The 16,625-nt window shown below is 70.8% G+C and carries 16 protein-coding genes; 5 read left to right on the plus strand and 11 right to left on the minus strand.

Annotated features, from left to right (window positions below; all coding sequences use genetic code 11):
- The first annotated feature begins 226 nt into the window (after nucleotides 1-226).
- Complete coding sequence (locus ACFV6H_RS19145; RefSeq protein ID WP_385543327.1) at nucleotides 227-1,096, plus strand: diacylglycerol kinase; 870 nt, start codon at nucleotides 227-229, stop codon at nucleotides 1,094-1,096.
- Between the two features lie 166 nt (nucleotides 1,097-1,262).
- Here the strand turns inward: ACFV6H_RS19145 and ACFV6H_RS19150 are convergent, their stop codons facing one another.
- Nucleotides 1,263-1,877, minus strand: coding sequence for a GbsR/MarR family transcriptional regulator (locus ACFV6H_RS19150; RefSeq protein ID WP_385543330.1), 615 nt, complete (start codon nucleotides 1,875-1,877; stop codon nucleotides 1,263-1,265).
- A gap of 125 nt (nucleotides 1,878-2,002) precedes the next feature.
- Between ACFV6H_RS19150 and ACFV6H_RS19155 the strand changes: the two genes are divergently transcribed.
- A complete protein-coding gene (locus ACFV6H_RS19155; RefSeq protein ID WP_385543333.1) occupies nucleotides 2,003-2,965 on the plus strand; it encodes an ATP-binding cassette domain-containing protein in 963 nt (320 codons plus the stop codon).
- The gene (locus ACFV6H_RS19160; protein ID WP_385543336.1) at nucleotides 2,962-4,647 is read left to right on the plus strand and encodes an ABC transporter permease; all 1,686 of its coding nucleotides are present in this window, start codon (nucleotides 2,962-2,964) and stop codon (nucleotides 4,645-4,647) included. Before ACFV6H_RS19155 ends, ACFV6H_RS19160 begins: the two co-directional genes overlap by 4 nt.
- A 73-nt stretch (nucleotides 4,648-4,720) precedes the next feature.
- Here the strand turns inward: ACFV6H_RS19160 and ACFV6H_RS19165 are convergent, their stop codons facing one another.
- The 8 genes from ACFV6H_RS19165 to ACFV6H_RS19200 form a co-directional block, all read right to left on the minus strand.
- Nucleotides 4,721-5,311: a Uma2 family endonuclease gene (locus tag ACFV6H_RS19165; RefSeq protein ID WP_385543339.1), complete on the minus strand. Its 591-nt coding sequence runs from the start codon at nucleotides 5,309-5,311 to the stop codon at nucleotides 4,721-4,723.
- A 163-nt stretch (nucleotides 5,312-5,474) separates the two neighbouring features.
- Nucleotides 5,475-6,170: a response regulator gene (locus ACFV6H_RS19170; RefSeq protein WP_385543342.1), complete on the minus strand. Its 696-nt coding sequence runs from the start codon at nucleotides 6,168-6,170 to the stop codon at nucleotides 5,475-5,477.
- A complete protein-coding gene (locus tag ACFV6H_RS19175) occupies nucleotides 6,167-7,501 on the minus strand; it encodes a sensor histidine kinase (RefSeq protein ID WP_385543345.1) in 1,335 nt (444 codons plus the stop codon). The genes ACFV6H_RS19170 and ACFV6H_RS19175 overlap by 4 nt, the downstream gene beginning before the upstream one ends.
- Before the next feature lie 330 nt (nucleotides 7,502-7,831).
- Nucleotides 7,832-8,725, minus strand: a complete 894-nt coding sequence (locus ACFV6H_RS19180; RefSeq protein ID WP_384978542.1) for an alpha/beta hydrolase — start codon at nucleotides 8,723-8,725, stop codon at nucleotides 7,832-7,834.
- Nucleotides 8,726-8,943: 218 nt separating this feature from the next.
- Nucleotides 8,944-10,212 carry a kynureninase gene (kynU, locus tag ACFV6H_RS19185; protein ID WP_385543348.1) on the minus strand — a complete coding sequence of 423 codons (1,269 nt, stop codon included), beginning with the start codon at nucleotides 10,210-10,212 and terminating at the stop codon, nucleotides 8,944-8,946.
- Nucleotides 10,205-11,050 carry a tryptophan 2,3-dioxygenase gene (locus ACFV6H_RS19190; protein ID WP_385543351.1) on the minus strand — a complete coding sequence of 282 codons (846 nt, stop codon included), beginning with the start codon at nucleotides 11,048-11,050 and terminating at the stop codon, nucleotides 10,205-10,207. Before ACFV6H_RS19190 ends, kynU begins: the two co-directional genes overlap by 8 nt.
- Before the next feature lie 155 nt (nucleotides 11,051-11,205).
- Nucleotides 11,206-12,207, minus strand: a complete 1,002-nt coding sequence (locus ACFV6H_RS19195) for a DUF3152 domain-containing protein (RefSeq protein WP_385543354.1) — start codon at nucleotides 12,205-12,207, stop codon at nucleotides 11,206-11,208.
- Nucleotides 12,208-12,379: 172 nt separating this feature from the next.
- Entirely contained in the window at nucleotides 12,380-12,793 is a 414-nt protein-coding gene (locus ACFV6H_RS19200; protein ID WP_384978551.1) for a DUF3151 domain-containing protein, read from the minus strand.
- Nucleotides 12,794-12,943: 150 nt separating this feature from the next.
- Here ACFV6H_RS19200 and ACFV6H_RS19205 point away from each other — a divergent pair, with 150 nt between their 5' ends.
- A complete protein-coding gene (locus ACFV6H_RS19205; protein ID WP_385543357.1) occupies nucleotides 12,944-13,198 on the plus strand; it encodes a type II toxin-antitoxin system Phd/YefM family antitoxin in 255 nt (84 codons plus the stop codon).
- A complete protein-coding gene (locus ACFV6H_RS19210) occupies nucleotides 13,195-13,635 on the plus strand; it encodes a PIN domain-containing protein (RefSeq protein ID WP_385543360.1) in 441 nt (146 codons plus the stop codon). Before ACFV6H_RS19205 ends, ACFV6H_RS19210 begins: the two co-directional genes overlap by 4 nt.
- On the opposite strand, the gene ACFV6H_RS19215 is transcribed toward ACFV6H_RS19210, so the two are convergent.
- On the minus strand, nucleotides 13,592-15,085 hold the full coding sequence (locus tag ACFV6H_RS19215; protein WP_385543363.1) for an MFS transporter: 1,494 nt from the start codon (nucleotides 15,083-15,085) through the stop codon (nucleotides 13,592-13,594). The genes ACFV6H_RS19210 and ACFV6H_RS19215 overlap by 44 nt on opposite strands.
- Before the next feature lie 245 nt (nucleotides 15,086-15,330).
- Nucleotides 15,331-16,362: a class II fructose-bisphosphate aldolase gene (fbaA, locus tag ACFV6H_RS19220; RefSeq protein ID WP_385543366.1), complete on the minus strand. Its 1,032-nt coding sequence runs from the start codon at nucleotides 16,360-16,362 to the stop codon at nucleotides 15,331-15,333.
- Between the last annotated feature and the right edge of the window lie 263 nt (nucleotides 16,363-16,625).

The following is a 16,625-nucleotide window of genomic DNA, read 5'->3' on the forward strand; positions in this document are numbered from 1 at the left end:
ACACCCCTTCCGGGCGGGGCATGTCCAAGGTCGGGGGCCGCGCACGCCGTCCATGTGGCTCACGTATGCCGTAAGACCCACAAGCCTCACGAGACTCACGTAAGCCGTAAGACTTCGCACGATGTTGTTCGCACGACGTTGTACGAGTCGGCCCTGACCGTCGAACCGGTTGCCCCGGAACAGACGAAGCCCCTGGCGCAATAGCGCAAGGGGCTCTTGCACAAAGATGCTACCCGAAGGAAGGACCGAGCTGTTGGCTCCAGAGCCCGCGGAGAGCGGCGCGCAGCAGCTTCTGGTGGTCATCGACCCGGTCGCGAGCCGGACCGACGGTGAATCGGTGCGGATCGCGAAGGACGTGCTCAGCGCGGGTGCCACGGTGAAGTTCTGCTTCCCCGACGGTCCCGAGGAGTTCGCGCGGGCGCTGGCCAGACGGAACGGCAGACGGCCCGTGGTGGTCGGCGACGACCGCGCGCTGCTGCGTACGGTCGCCCTGCTCCACCGCGAGCGGGAGCTGGCCTCCGGAGCGCTCTCGCTGGTGCCGGTGGGAGTCTCGGTGGAGCTGGCGCGCTCGCTGGGCGTGCCGACGGGCGCGGTCGCGGCGGCGCGCGCCGTGCTGGACGGAGTGGTGCGCCGTCTCGATCTGCTGGTCGACGACAGCGACGGAGTGGTGCTGGACGATCTCCGTATCCCGGCCGTGCCGGCCCTGCCCACGGCGGGCGGCGCGCCGGTGGCCGCGTCGGTCTGGCACGCGTGCCGTTCGCTGGTGCGTACGTTGGTACGACCGGTTCCGCACGCGCTCGGAGGCCGGCCGCACCGGCTGCGGGTGGAGGCGGACGGCGTCGTGCTGAACGATCTGGACGAGCCGGTCGAGGGCGTCACGGTGCGCTCGCGCGGCGGCCGGGCGGAGGTGGTGATCCGTGCGTACGGATCACCCGAGACGGTGACGGCGAGCGCGCTCTCGGTGACGGTCTCGGGCGCGGACTTCCGCTATCGCGCGGACGCGCGGGTCACGGGGCCGGTGCGGACACGGACATGGACGCTGCGGCCGGGCGCGTGGGAGCTGATCCTGCCGAGCTCGGCGCCGGTACGGCCGTAGGCGCTTCTGCCGTACGGCCGCGCGGCGGGTACGGCCTTAGGCGCGCGGCGCGTACGGCTGTAGGCGCTGTCCGACCTGGGTGCGCGGCGGTGCGGCCGTAGGCGCCTCGGCGCGCTCGGCGGTCGGACGACTGGAAGGCCGGGCCTTCGCTGGAAGGCCGCGGTCTTCACGCGTCCTCCGGCCGCCGTTCCGAGGCTTCGCCCTGGTACAGCGTCTCCCGGTGCTCCTTCCAGCGGTCCAGCATGGACAGCAGCTCCTTCTGGAGGAACTCGAAGAAGGCCACGGTCTCCGCGACCCGCGCGCCCGCCGGCGTGTCCCTGCCCAGCGACTCCACGCCCTCGCGCAGGGCCTGCTCCCAGCGGGTCAGTACCGAGTCCCGCTGGGTGAGGCTGGCGTACCAGATCTGATTGTGCAGCCGGTAGCGGTCGCGGCGGGAGCCCGGGTCACGCTCCCTGCTGACCATGCTGACCTGGGTGAGATAGCGGACCGCGCCGGACACGGCGGCAGGGCTGATGCTGAGCCGTTCGCTCAGTTCGGCGGAGGTCAGGCTCGCGTCGTCCGAGGCGAGCAGGGCCGCGAAGACCCGGGACGCCGTGCGCTGCATCCCGGCCTCGGTCATCTCGCCCGCGAAGCGCTCGACAAAACGGGACACGGCCTCCTCGTCCCGCCGCGGACCGCTCTCACCGCGCTGGCGCCCGGCACCGCGCTCAGCACTCAGGCGCCCGGCACCGCTCCCAGCGTTCTCAGCGGTCTCAGCGCTTTCGCGGTTCTCGCTGCTCATCGCCCTCATCGTCTCCCGTGCTCGGCACCCGCCCCGGCGCTCCCGATTCTTCCCGATCTTAACGCGACCTCTTTTGACGCTTCCTTAACTTCACAACTTTCTGAAAGTAGCGTACTTTCCGAAGCATGACGAAGGCAATCAGCGTCGCCGGACTGCACAAGTCGTTCGGCCGCACACATGCGCTGGACGGCCTCGACCTGGCTGTCGAGACCGGTGAGGTCCATGGCTTCCTCGGTCCCAACGGGGCGGGCAAGTCCACCACCATCCGGGTTCTGCTCGGGCTGCTGCGCCCGGACTCGGGCGCGGCGCGGCTCCTCGGCCGCGATCCGTGGCAGGACGCGGTCGAACTGCACCGGCGCGTGGCCTACGTACCCGGCGATGTGACGCTGTGGCGGAATCTCTCGGGCGGAGAGGTCATCGATCTGTACGGGCGGCTGCGCGGCGGGCTCGATCCGGCGCGGCGGGCCGAGCTGATCGAGCGCTTCGAACTCGATCCCACCAAGAAGGGACGTACGTACTCCAAGGGCAACCGGCAGAAGGTCGCGCTCGTCGCCGCGTTCGCCTCGGACGTGGATCTGCTGATCCTGGACGAGCCGACCTCCGGGCTGGACCCGCTGATGGAGGAGGTGTTCCAGCGGTGCGTCGAGGAGGAGCGCGAGCGCGGCACGACCGTGCTGCTCTCCAGCCATGTGCTGAGCGAGGTCGAGGCGCTCTGCGACCGGGTCAGCATCATCCGCAAGGGCGTGACCGTCGAGTCGGGTTCGCTCTCCGAGCTGCGGCATCTGACCCGTACGAGCGTCAGCGCGGAACTCGTCGGCGCACCCGGCGGACTGGCCCGGCTGCCCGGCGTCCACGATCTGGACATCCTGTCGCTGGAAGGCGGCCAAGGGCACCGCGTCAGGCTCCAGGTCGACACCGGTCAACTGGACGCGGTACTGCGCTCGTTCTCCGAGTCCGGCATCCGCTCGCTGACCAGCACACCGCCCACGCTGGAGGAGCTGTTCCTGCGCCACTACGCGGCGGACGAGGCGGGCGCGGCGGACGAGGCCGGCGCTTCTGACAAGGCCGGCGCGGCGGTGTCGCGATGACCGCCACCGCCAGCGCCAGCGCCGTACCGCCGGCCCGTACCGGAGGCTCGCGGCAACTGGCCGGCACCGGACCGCTGTTGCGGCTCGCCCTGCGCCGCGACCGGATCATGATCCCGGTCTGGGTGCTGGTGATCGGCGGCTCCTTCATGTCCGTCGCGCAGTCCTTCTCCGCGCTGTACGACACCGCCGCCAAGCGGGCCGATGTCGCACAGTCCATGACCACCAACGGCTCGCTGCGCGCCCTCTACGGCCCTGTCTTCAGCGACTCCCTCGGCGGGCTGACAACCTGGCGCATGGTCGGTTTCGGCGCCGGGCTCGCGGCGGTGATGAGCCTGGTCATCGTCGTACGGCACACCCGGGAGGAAGAGGAGACCGGCCGTCAGGAGATGCTCTCCTCGGCGATGGTCGGCCGCCGGGCGCCGCTGACCGGCGCGCTGCTCGCGGCGCTGACCGCCAATGCCGCCCTGGCCGTGGTGATCACGGCGGTGGTCGCCGCGTACGCCCGTACTCCCGAGGGGAGCAACGGCGTGACCGGCAGCGTGGCCGGCTCCGGGACCGGCGGCGGGCAGTTGGCCGGCGCGCTGGCGCTCGGCCTCGCCACCGCGGGCGTCGGCATGATCTTCGCCTGCACCGCCGCCATCGCCGCGCAGATCACCGAGAACGCGCGACTCGCGAAGGGCATGACGGCCGCGGTCATCGGCGCCGCGTATGTACTCAAGGCCGCGGGCGACGCCTCGGCCGACGACGGCTCCTCCGTACTGACCTGGCTCTCGCCGCTCGGCTGGGCCGAGAACGTCCGGGCCTTCGCCGACGAGCGGTGGTGGGTGCTGCTGATCCTGCTCGCCGCAATCGCCGTCCAGGCCGTCATCGCGTACACGCTCGCGGGCCGGCGCGACATCGGCATGAGCTTCCTGCCCGCCCGGCCGGGCCCGGCGCACGGCGGTCTAGGCACGGCGGGCGCGCTCGCGTGGCGGCTCCAGCGCGGCGGTCTGCTCGGCTGGGGAGCCGGTTTTCTGATCGCCGGAACCATCTTCGGCTCCATCACCGACGGCGCGGCGGATCTGGTCGGCGACAACGAGCAAACCAGGCAGATCTTCGAGCGCATGGGCGGCCAACAAGGGCTGACCGACAGCTTCCTCGCCGCGATGACCGGCATGCTCGGCATGGTCGCGGCACTGTATGTGGTCTCCTCCGTGCTCCGGCTGTACGGCGAGGAGACCGCCGGACGCGCGGAACCGCTCCTGGCGGGCGCGGTCGGCCGGCTGCGCTGGGCGGCGGGCCATCTGCTGATCGCCTTCGGCGGCGCGGCCCTGATCATGCTCCTCGGCGGTCTCGGCCTGTTCCTCGGATACGGCCACGACCTGCCCGGCATCCTCGCCGCCTCGCTCGTACAGCTCCCCGCGATCTGGGTGCTGGGCGCCCTGGTGGTCCTGCTCTACGGCGTCCTCCCCAGAGCATCCGTAGCAGGCTGGGCCCTCGCGGGCCTCGCCCTGGCCCTGGGCTGGATCGGCCCGGCACTCGATCTGCCGCGCTCCCTGATGAACCTCTCGCCCTTCGGCCATCTCCCCAAACTCCCGGGCGCGGACATGACCTGGCCCCCGGCCCTGATCCTGACGGCGCTCGCGGGGGCGCTGGTAGCGGCGGGCCTGGCTGGCCTGCGACGCAGGGACATGCTGACGTAGGGCCATGCCGCACGACACCGGCCCGCTTCGTCCACAGCCTGTGGATAAAGCGGGCCGATGCGTGATTCGTGCGTCAGCGCACGAAGTTCTTCAGCTCTTCGGTGTCGAGCTCCATGCCCACCGGGTCGGGGAGCATCACCTTCATGCCGAAGTCCACCACATGGCGATCGCGATAGCCGTCCGTCGCCGGATCACTGTGCACGGTCACCGTGCCATGGCCGCGGTCGATCAGCAGATGGACCGGGATCCCGGCGGCAGCGTAGGCAGCGAGTTTCTCCTCGCGATCCCGCCGATCGATGTCGGAGCCGGTGTCGAAGCTGGCGTCGAAGCCGGTGTCGTACGAGGTGACCTCGACCGCCATCAGCACGCTTGCCGCGTCCGCGTCCGCGTCGGCATCGGGTGTGGCCCGGCCCTTGCTGTACGCCCCGGCCAGCAGCCCCAGCTCGCGACCGGCATACAACCACACGTCGGTCCGGGCCTGCGTACAGCGCTGTTGCAGCCACCCGAGGATCTCGCGGTGGTCGCCGTCCGCCGTGCCCTTGAACCGGATCTGCCCGCGGATGAACTCCAGCCTGACGGTGTCGGACACCTTGTCGACAAGCCTGGCGATCTTCTCGAACTCCTCGACGGAGATCTGGACCGCACGCTCTGCCGTGCCCGTCATGGTGCACTCCCCTCTCGGCCCTCTCGCCTCTCGGCCCTCTCGGCGGACACCAGCGTGACGGGTCCACGGGCGGCCGGGACCGTATATGCCGATCCGATCACCCGTGCGAGTGATCGAATGACAAGTACTCGCCAGCCGGCCTCGGGGAGCGCGGTCGACCGCGTCAGCCCGGCGTGACCAGCCGCGCCTCGTACGCGAAGACCGCCGCCTGGGTGCGGTCCCGGAGGCCCAGTTTCACCAGGATGCGGCTGACGTGCGTCTTGATCGTGGACTCCGCGACCACCAGGTGTTCGGCGATCTCCGCGTTCGAGAGGCCCTGGGCGATCAGGACCAGGACCTCCGTCTCGCGTTCGGTGAGATCGCCGATGCGGGCCATCGCCGGGGCCCTCGGGGTGTCCGCCAGTTTGGAGAACTCCGTGATCAGCCGACGGGTGACGGTGGGGGCCAGGAGGGCCTCGCCGGAGGCGACCACTCGTACGCCGTCGGCGAGCTGGCGCGCGGAGGCGTCCTTGAGCAGGAAGCCCGAGGCGCCCGCGCGCAGCGCCTGGTACACGTACTCGTCCAGGTCGAAGGTGGTCAGCACCAGCACCTTCGCGTCGGCGTTCGCCGCGACGATCTCGCGGGTCGCGTCGATGCCGTTCAGCTCCGGCATACGGATGTCCATCAGGACCACATCGGGGCGCAGGGCCGCGACCTGGCCGACCGCCTCGCGGCCGTTCACGGCCTCTCCCACGACCTCGATGTCCGGCATCGCGTTCAGCAGGACCGAGAAGCCCTCGCGGACCATCACCTGGTCGTCGACGATCAGCACGCGAATCGTCACACCGCCCGTCACACCGCCCGTCACACCACTGGTCATGCCGCTTCCCCGTTCCGCGCCTCGTCCCGGTCCGTCGCCACCCGGTCCGTCGCCACCCGGTCCGTCGCCACCGGGATGAAGGCCGCGACCTCGTAACCGCCGTCCTCGGTCAGGTCCGCCGTCATCTCACCGTTCAGCATGGTCACCCGCTCCCGCATCCCGGTGATGCCGTGCCCGGCGCCCGGCGACGGCTTGACCAGGCCCTGCGGCGCGGTGTTCACGATCCGCAGGCCGAGACCGCCGAGCACATACGCGATCTCGACGGTCGCGGTCGATCCGGGCGCGTGCCGCAGCGCGTTGCTCAGCGCCTCCTGGACGATGCGGTACGCCGACAGCTCGACGCCCTGCGGCAGCTCGCGTACCGCGCCGGTGACCGTCTTCCGTACGGTCAGACCGGCGTCCCCGACATTGGCGAGCAGCCCGTCGAGATCGGCGAGTGTGGGCTGCGGAGCGTCGGGCGCCTGGTAGTCCTCCGCCCGTACGACACCGAGCACCCGGCGCAGCTCGGTCAGCGCGGCGACGGCGTTCTCCCGGATCGTGACAAAGGCCTGCTCCAGCTCGGGCGGCGGATTCTCCACCCGGTACGGAGCCGCCTCGGCCTGGATCGCGACCACCGACATATGGTGCGCGACCACATCGTGCAGCTCTCGGGCGATGGTGGTGCGCTCCTCCAGGAGCGTGCGCCGGTCGCGTTCAACGGCGGTCACGCTCTGCTGCGCCGCGACCTCCTGCTCCGCGTTCCTGCGCACCTGGAACATGCTCACGGCCAGCAGGGCGAGCGCGGAGACGAAGAGCATGGGGATGCCCACGGTCCTGTACCCGTACGAGCTGAAGAGCAGCTCGGAGAACAGCGCGTACGCCGCCGTCATCGCCCACATCCAGGCGGCGGTGCGCGGACGCGTACGGGCCGCCACCACCGTCATCACGATCAGATGGGCGGCGAAGGCGCTGGGCTCCCAGGGCCAGTCGCGGTATCCCACGACACTCAGCGCGGCGGACAGCGCCAGCGCCAGCCACCAGGCGCCGACCGGCCTGGTCAGAGTCAGCAGCACCGGCACGACGGGCAGCAGGCTGAATATGGAGCCGCCGTCGGCGTAGCCGATGAACAGCACCACCAGCGCCGCCGCCACGATGAAGGCGTGCGGAGTCCGGGCCGCGTACTCACGTATCCGGTCCGGCAGCCGACGTGTGATCGGACCGTCCGTCCGCATGGGCGCGAGCGGACGGTAGGCGAAGGCGTCGTGGAAGAGGTCCTGGCGCAGGCTGCCGAAGGCTCCCGCGGCCAGGCGGAACTCGGGGCTCCGGGTCTTCCCGGTATCTGTCTCGGTCACGTTGCCACGGTAGGGGCACGGGCGGAGAGGGTCGTCAGCACGGAAGCGGATCCTTTTCCGTCCGTCGCAGGTACTACACGCTCCCACCAGGCGCACAGCGGCCGACCACGGCTGGCGCTGTGCGACGCCTCACGGGCGGGCGCCGCCTGGAGCGTTCGGGCCGTGCTCAGCGCCGGGCTGTGCGCTGGCGCGCGGGCCCGGGCTGTGCGCCGGGCGCGCGGACCGAGGGCAGGCGCTCCCGACGGGCGCCGGGCGCCTCCGGGCGCTCCGTCCGCCCTCACCGCGCAAGCCTGGTCACCACGCGAGCCGGTCACCGCGCGAGCCGCCCGGTCACCACGCGAGCTGCGCGATCTCCTCCGCTACCACCGCGCACGCGTCCGCCGTCGGGTCGATGAGCGGGAAGTGGCCGACGTCCTCCAGCAGCGTCAGCCCGACCGTCTCGCCCGCCCTGGCCGCCGCCGCCACATATTCCTCGGCGACGGCGTACGGCACGGTCAGATCCGTACGGCCCTGCACCACGGCCGTCGCGATTCCCGTCGGCAGCAGCGCCGCCGGATCCGCGCTCTCCCTGCGCCGCTTGAACTCCTCCTCGCCGCCGAGGAGTTGGTGAATCGCTCCACCGCACACATCCAGCTCCACGGCCCGTACAAGATCCGCGATCGGCGCCAGCGCGACGACTCCGCGCAGCGGCGGCGGTTCCGGCAGCCGCCAGGGCGAGCCCTCGGGCAGCACATGACGGGCCGAGGCCCAGAGCGCGAGATGGCCGCCCGCGGAGTGCCCGGTGACGACCGTCCGCCGGGCGTCCGCCTGCGGGATCGCCTCCGCGGCCAGCGCGGGCAGCGCGTCCATCGCCGCGGCGATGTCGTCGAAGGTCTCCGGCCACCGTCCCGCGACCGGCGCGCCGCCGCCCTGCTGCGAGACCTGCGGGACCGCGGGACCGCGCCGGTACTCGACATTGGCGACGGCGAAGCCCCGGCGGGCCAGGAAGTCGGCGAACGGCGTCAGATGCTCACGGTCGTACGGCGCCCGCCACGCGCCGCCGTGCAGGACGACGACGAGCGGCACCCGCTCCTGGTTGGCTCTCGGAGCGTAGAAGTCGATCACCTGATCAGGGTGGTCGCCGTACGCCGCGCTGGCGTCGGGCCGGACGGCCGGATGGGCGAAGGCCGACTCGGTCTCTGCGGCGTCACGAGCGACGGCATCGTGCGCGGCGGGGTCCGGCATCTTGCGCCAACCTTTCGGTACAGGGGCCGAATTGACCTGATCAGCGGGGACGGTATCAGCCCCGGAGGGAGTCGATCACACCCCGCTTCCCGGTGCGGGTCCTGCACCGGCCCTCGCACCGGTCCCAGGGCCGCCCCGCACCGGTCCCAGGGCCGCCCCGCACCGGTCCCAGGGCCGCCCCGCACCGGTCCGAAGGCTGCCCCGGCACCGTCCAAGAGCTACGCGAGCTGCCCGGCCGGGACCTCGCGGAGGACTTCCCCGAGCACCCGCGCGGCCCGTTCCGTATCGGCGAAACCGACATACAGCGGCGTGAATCCGAAGCGCAGCACATCCGGTCTGCGCAGATCGCCGACGATCCCCTGGGCGATCAGCGTCTCCATGACCACGGGCGCCTCGGCGCAGCGCAGGGCGACCTGGCTGCCGCGTTCGGCATGCGCGGCCGGTGTCAGCGAGGCGACCCGGCCCGGCGGCGCGTACGCCGTCACGCACTCCAGGAAGAAGTCCGTGAGCGCCAGGCTCTTCTCGCGCACCGCCTCCACCGTCACTCCGGCCCAGACGTCGAGAGCCGCCTCCAGCGCCAGCAGGGAGAGGATGTCCGGCGTGCCGACCCGGCCGCGTACGGCGCCCTCCGCCGCCGCGAAGTCCTGCGTCATCGCGAACGGATCGGCGTGCGAGGTCCAGCCGGGCAGCGGGGAGTCGAAACGGTCCTGGTGGCGCTCGGCGACATAGAGGAAGGCGGGTGCGCCGGGCCCGCCGTTCAGATACTTGTACGTGCATCCCACGGCGAGATCCACACCGTGGTCGTCCAGGCCGACCGGCAGCGCGCCCGCGCTGTGGCACAGGTCCCAGACGGCGAGGGCTCCGGCCTTGTGCACGGCCGCGGTGATTCCGGGCAGATCGTGCAGCCGGCCGGTACGGAAGTCGACATGGTTGACCAGCGCCACCGCCGTACGCGGCCCGAGCGCGCCGGGCAGTTCCTCCGGTGCGACGGGCACGATCCGGCTGCCGGTCATCCGGGCCGCGGACCGGGCGATATAGCCGTCCGTGGGAAAGGTCGTGGAGTCGACGAGGATCTCGTCCCGGCCGACATCCGCGAGGCGTACGGCGGCCACCACGGCCTTGAAGACATTGACGCTGGTGGAGTCGCCGACCACGATCCGGCCGGGCGCGACGCCGACGAGCGGCGCGATCCGGTCGCCGATCCGCTCGGGCGCCTCCCACCAGCCGCTCTCGGTCCAGGAACGGATGCGCAGCTCGCCCCACTGATGGGCGATCACCTCCTGGAGGCGCTCGGGGACATGGCGAGGCAGCGCGCCCAGCGAGTTGCCGTCGAGATAGACGACATCGTCTTCGAGGGCGAACAGCTCACGGCGGCCGGCCAGTTCATCGGAGGCGTCCAGCGCGACGGCGCGCGCGGTGAGGGACCGCGCCTGTACGGCCAGGGACTCGGCCTGCGACTTGTCCTGTGCGGCCAGGGACTCAGACATGGCTGCGCGCCGTCCACAGCTCCGGGAACACGTTCTTCGTCGCGCGCTTCTCCAGCCAGGCGACGCCCGCGGAGCCGCCCGTACCGGTCTTGGAGCCCATCGCGCGCCGGGTCGCCACCAGATGGTCGTTGCGCCATCGCCAGACCAGCTCACCGACGTCCGTCAACGCCTCGCCGAGCCTGATCAGTTCGCCGTGCTGGTCGGAGTCCGCGTAGATCCCGGTCCAGATCTCCTCGACGGCGGGCGACGGCTCGTACCGCCGCGCGGGATCGCGGTCGAGCACCTCCGCCGGCACCGGCAGCCCGCGCCGGGCGAGCAGCCGCAGGACCTCGTCGTACAGGCTCGGCTCCTGGAGCGCCTTCTCCAGCTCGGCGTGGACGCGCGGCGCGCCGCGGTGCGGGACGAGCATGGACGAGGACTTCTCGCCGAGCAGGAACTCCATCCGCCGGTACATCGCCGACTGGAAGCCGGAGCCCTCGCCGAGCGCGCCGCGGTACGAGTTGAACTGCGCGGGCGTGAGCTGGGCGAGCGGACGCCAGGAGGCATTGAGCGCCTCCAGCTCGCGTACGGAGCGCTTGAGCGCGTCGACCGCCACCTGGGTGCGGTCCTCGCGCAGCGCGCGGGACGCGGTCTCCCACTCGTGGACGATGACGGTGAACCACAGCTCCATGACCTGGGTGGTGACGAGGAAGACCATCTCGCCGGGATCCTCGGAGCGTGGATGCTGGAGGTGGGTGAGGACGTCGGCCTGGACGTAGTCCTCGTACGGGGTGGTTCCCGCGAAGTCGAGATTCGGGGCTTCCGAACCGGCTCGGGGGGCATCGGGGGCGTACGACATCTCTGTCTCCTCGATATGAACTGCCGGGTAGCGGTCCGCCCCTTTCCGTGTGGTTACGGAGCCCCGGTCCCCTCCCGGCATCATAAGCCGGAGGCCGCGCCCGAGGTCAGGGCACGGACCAGGCGGAGGCCAGGTGGGGGCCAGGTGGGGGCCGCTCAGACCCGCGGCCCGGTGATGTACTTCCCGTCCTCGCCGTACGGCCAGGCGTTGGACATACAGCCGTCCAGTCCCTTGATCTGCTGCATCATCACCGGCGCGAGCCTGCCCTGGCCCGAGCAGCCCAGATGGTGGTGTATGCCGATCTCATGGCCGACCTCATGGTTGATGATCAGATGCCGGTACTCGGCGGCCGGCCCGTCGAATGTGGGCGAGCCCAGCACCCAGCGGCGCAGATTGACCACGACGCCGTCGACGGTCTCGCAGTTCAGCTCGCCGCGGGTGTTGAGGCCCTGGGCGAGACAGAGCCGGTCGGCGGTGGCCGGGGTGGCGATACGGATGACGAAGTCGGCGTCGGCCTTCGAGGAGACGAGCTGGAAGGAGCCCCGGCCGTGCGCGGCCCAGCCGCGCGGATGGGCGAGTATCCGCTCTATCTCGGCGGCGGCCTCCGCCGCGGATATGTCGATGCCCTTCTCGACCTGGACGCGGTAGCGGCGCAGCGGCCCTGAGCCGACCGGGCTGCCCTCCGTACGCGCGGTGGTGAAGGTGCCGGGTCCCGAGGCGGGCACATGGGGCGGCGCGGGCGGGCCGGAAGAGCGGGAGGCGGAGGGCGTGCCGGATACGGACGGGCTCGCCTCACCGGTCCCGGAACCGGAACCAGGACTGCTGTCGGCCCCGGAACTGCCCCCGGAACCGGAACCGCCGCCGGGCGCGGGCCGCGAGGACGGCGCGGACGGACTCTTCGGGGACGCCGACGCGGTGGGAACGCTCCGGGACGGACCGATGGGTACGTCAGTGACCTCGCCGGCCCTGGAGGGCCCTTCGTCGGCGCCCGGCAGAAACGCGAACACCGCACCGCCGAGAACGGTCACGACCGCCAGGCCGAGCCCGCCGAGAGCCAGCGGACCGAGCGGACGACGACGGCTGCCGCTGCGATTGCCACGGCGACCGCCGACACGTCCACGACGGCCGCCTCGACGGGTGATGACGCGCTTGCCCAAGACGGGACTTCTCCCCTGGTGGGTGTGGACGGTGGACCCGCGGGGCGTGCGATCGTACAGACGACCGAAGGCCCGCGCCCTGGCAGACGGGCGGGGCCTTCGAAAGGTTCCATACGCAACCGGATGACTTCACGCACGGGACACGGCGTGCGGCTGCCGGTCGGACTGCTGGTCAGCCGAGGGTGTCGGCCGCCAGCGCCGAGGAGTCACGCAGAAACGTCGAGCAGCGCTCGTACTCTTCCTGCTCACCGATCGCCTGCGCGGCCCGCCCTAGCGCGTGCAGCGCACGGAGGAAGCCACGGTTCGGCTCGTGCTCCCACGGCACGGGCCCATGGCCCTTCCAGCCGTTGCGCCGCAGAGCGTCGAGCCCACGGTGGTAACCGGTCCTGGCATACGCGTACGACTCGACGACCCGGCCGTTCTCGAACGCGTCATCGGCGAGCTGCGCCCAGGCCAGCGAGGACGTCGGATACTTCGCGGCGACCTCGGCGGGCGGCGTCCCGTCGGCAAGCAGCTCACGCGGCTCGGGATCATCAGGAAGCTGAGTAGGGGGAGGTCCCCCCAGAAGGTCTTTATGGATGGCCATACCTACAGTCTGCCCTGCCCGACCTCCATGCCCGAAGCGCCGCCCCTGCCTCTCCCGCCGAAGCGCCGCCCGAAGCACCGGAAGCACCCGAAGCACCGGCCGAGCGGAAACGGCCGGAGCCATGTAGTACATCGGTAGTACATTGGAACCATGGATACAGCCACCGCTCGCGAGTTCAATCAGCAGTCCGCTCGCATCCTGGCCGCCGCCGAGCAGGGCCGTCCCATAGCGGTGACGAAGAACGGGCGCCATATCGCGACCCTCGTACCGGCCGAACAGGCCGAGCCGGTGACTCCCTACCCCACGGACCCGATGGGCGACGATGACGATCTGCCGCTCTTCGACGGCCCGCCGGATCTGTCGGCCCGTACGGACGAGCTTCTCGCCGGAGGCTTCGGAGAATGACCGCTGCCGTAGCCATCGCCGACACCTCCGCCCTGCTGGCGGTCTTCAACCGCAATGACGCCGAGCACCACGCCTGCCGCAAGGCACGGGCCGGAATCGGGCATCTGGTGATCTCTCCCATGGTCCTCGCCGAGCTCGACCACCTGGTCACCACCCGGATCGGTGCCGAGACGGCGCTGCGCGTCCTCGACCACATCATGGAGAAGGTCGATGTGCGCCGGTACGAAGTGCCCGAGGTGTCACCGCATCTGCGGAGCGCGCGGGCGCTCATGGCGCGCCACAAGGACATGGAGATCGGCCTCACCGACGCCATGAACGCGGCGCTGGCCGCGGAGTTCCGTACCGACGCCGTGTTCACCCTCGATCGCCGGCACTTCCGTGTGATCCGTCCGCTCACGGGACATCAGAGTTTCCGTCTGCTGCCGGACGATCTGTAGTTCCTCCTGCGGTTCCTCGGCTTCCGGCGTTCGGTTCCAGTGGGGGGGCCGTCAGGCCGCAGTGGATCTTGCATTCGGGCTGCTCGACCGGTGCCTTGGGGTTCCGTACCGTCGCGAAGGCGATCAGCGCGCCCGCGACCAGGATGCCCGCGCACAGCGGCATCGCGCGGTTGAAGCTGGCGCCGAACTGGGGCGCCGAGCGGTACGCCTCCGGGCCCAGGCCCGCCAGCAGGGGCAGGGCCGCCACCGCGAGCAGGCCGGCCGCGCGGGCCGCCGCGTTGTTGATACCGCTGGCCAGGCCCGCCCGCGCGGTGTCCACGGAGGCCAGCACCGTCGCCGTCAGCGGCGCGACCAGCGTCACCATGCCCATCCCCATCACCAGCAGCGCGGGCAGCACATCCGGAAGGTACGAGGCGCCCGCGCCCACGCGCAGCATCAGCAGCATGCCGCCGGCGCACAGCAGCGGTCCCACGGTCAGCGGAAGCCGCGGTCCCGTCTTCTCCCCGAGTGCGCCGGAACGCGCGGAGAGCAGCAGCATCAGGATCGTCGTCGGCAGCAGAGCCGCGCCCGCGCCCAGCGCCGAGTACCCCACCACCACCTGGAGTTGGAGCGCGGCGAGGAAGAAGAAACCGCCGAACGCCGCGTACACGCACACCGTCACCAGATTCACCGCGGTGAACTGCCGGGACCCGAAGATCGACGGCGGCAGCATCGGTTCCGGGCGTCGCCGCTCGACCATCACGAACGCCACGGCGACCGCCACGCCGATCAGCCCGGACCAGATGTCCTTGCCGATCAGCGCATAGGTGATCAGCGCCAGTCCCACCGCGCCGAGCACCGCGCCCAGCACATCGAACCGGCCGTGCGCCGCCGGATCCCTGGACTCCGGTACATGCCGTAGCGCCACCGGCGCACAGATCGCCGCCAGCGGCACATTCAGCAGAAACACCCAGCGCCAGCCGGGACCGTCGACCAGCCAGCCGCCCACGAACGGGCCGATCGCCGCCCCGACACCGCCGAGCCCGGACCAGAGCCCGACGGCCCTGGCCCGGTCGTCCGGATGGAAGCTCGCCTGGATGATCGCGAGCGAGCCCGGCACGAGCAGCGCGCCACCAATCCCTTGCAAGGCGCGCGCGGTGATCAGAATGGCGGCGTTCGGCGCGATCCCGCAGAGCAGCGAGCCGAGCGCGAACCAGACCACACCGAGTACGAAGATCTTCCGCCGCCCGTACCGGTCGCCGAGCGAGCCGCCCAGCAGGATCAGCCCGGCCAGCGTGACCATGTACGCGTTGACGGTCCACTGGAGCGATGCCAGATCCGCGTTGAGCGACCTCCCGATATGAGGCAGCGCGACATTGACGACGGTGGAGTCGAGCAGGGCCATGCTCGAACCGAGCACCGTCGTCAGAATGATCCAGCGGCCCTGGGCCGAGGACAGCCTGATCTCCATACGGGGATCATCCTCGCCCAGAAGCCCATGGGCGACCCGGCTGCCGAAATCGCCACGGCCGATCTCCGCCACCGCCGATCTCCGGCGCGGCCCGATCTCCGGCGCGGTCTCCTGCGCGGCCCGGACCTCGCCGCTCGGTACGGTCCGGGCCCGTATCCGGTACGACTCGGGCCCGGCACCATACGAGAGGTGTCGGGCCCGAGCGTTGGAGCCTTCGTGCGGGAGCTTCTCGGTTGCGCCGCGCGCTACTTGAGCTTCGTGCCCGTCGAGCGCAGCGCTCCACACGCCTCGGTGACACGCTTGGCCATGCCCGCCTCGGCCAGCTTGCCCCAGGTGCGGGGGTCGTAGGTCTTCTTCGAGCCGACCTCGCCGTCGACCTTCAGCACACCGTCGTAGTTGGTGAACATGTGCCCCGCGATCGGACGCGTAAAGGCGTACTGCGTGTCCGTGTCCAGATTCATCTTCACCACGCCGTTCTCCAGCGCCGTGGCGATCTCCTCGGCCGTGGAGCCGGAGCCGCCGTGGAAGACGAAGTCGAACGGCTGGCTGCCCGCGGCCTTGCCGTACTTGGCGGCCACACCGGCCTGAAGATCCTTGAGCAGCTCGGGACGGAGCACCACATTGCCCGGCTTGTAGACGCCATGGACATTGCCGAAGGACGCGGCCAGCAGATAGCGGCCCTTCTCGCCCAGACCGAGCGCCTCGGCGGTACGCAGCGCGTCCTCGACCGTGGTGTACAGCTCGTCATTGATCTCGTGGCTGACGCCGTCCTCCTCGCCACCGGTCGGAGTGATCTCGACCTCAAGGATGATCTTGGCGGCGGCGGCCTTGGCGAGCAGTTCCTCACCGATGGCCAGGTTGTCGGCCAGAGTCTCGGCGGAGCCGTCCCACATATGCGACTGGAAGAGCGGGTTGCGCCCGGCCCGTACCCGCTCGGCGGAGATGTCGAGCAGCGGTCGGACATAGCCGTCGAGCTTGTCCTTGGGACAGTGGTCGGTGTGCAGCGCGACGGTGACGTCGTACTTCGCGGCGACCACATGCGCGAACTCGGCGAGCGCGACCGCGCCGGTCACCATGTCCTTGTTGTACTGACCGCCCAGGAACTCCGCACCGCCGGTGGACATCTGGATGATGCCGTCGCTCTCGGCCTCCGCGAAGCCGCGCAGCGCAGCGTGCAGGGTCTGGGACGAGGTCACATTGATGGCCGGGTAGGCGAACTTGCCTGCCTTCGCCCGGTCGAGCATCTCGGCGTAGACCTCGGGGGTTGCGATGGGCATCGGGCCGCTCCTTGTGATGTGCGGGTGTGAGGTGCTTGTCCCTGACTGGGGTCCCTGACCTGGGGGCGACGTCATCGTCTCCCCCATCCTTCCAGACTCCGGTACGGGCTCCACTCGGAGCCCGGCATCCGCGAGACCTTCTGTACCACGGCCCGTACCACAACGCGGCGGGGTGGTGGTTTGAATGTACAAACACACCCACCCCACACAAAAGACGGGGCCGCCCACGGCGGACAACCCCCACCCACCCCCCCCCCCCGCAC

Source organism: Streptomyces sp. NPDC059743, assembly GCF_042732975.1.
Lineage (GTDB): Bacteria > Actinomycetota > Actinomycetes > Streptomycetales > Streptomycetaceae > Streptomyces.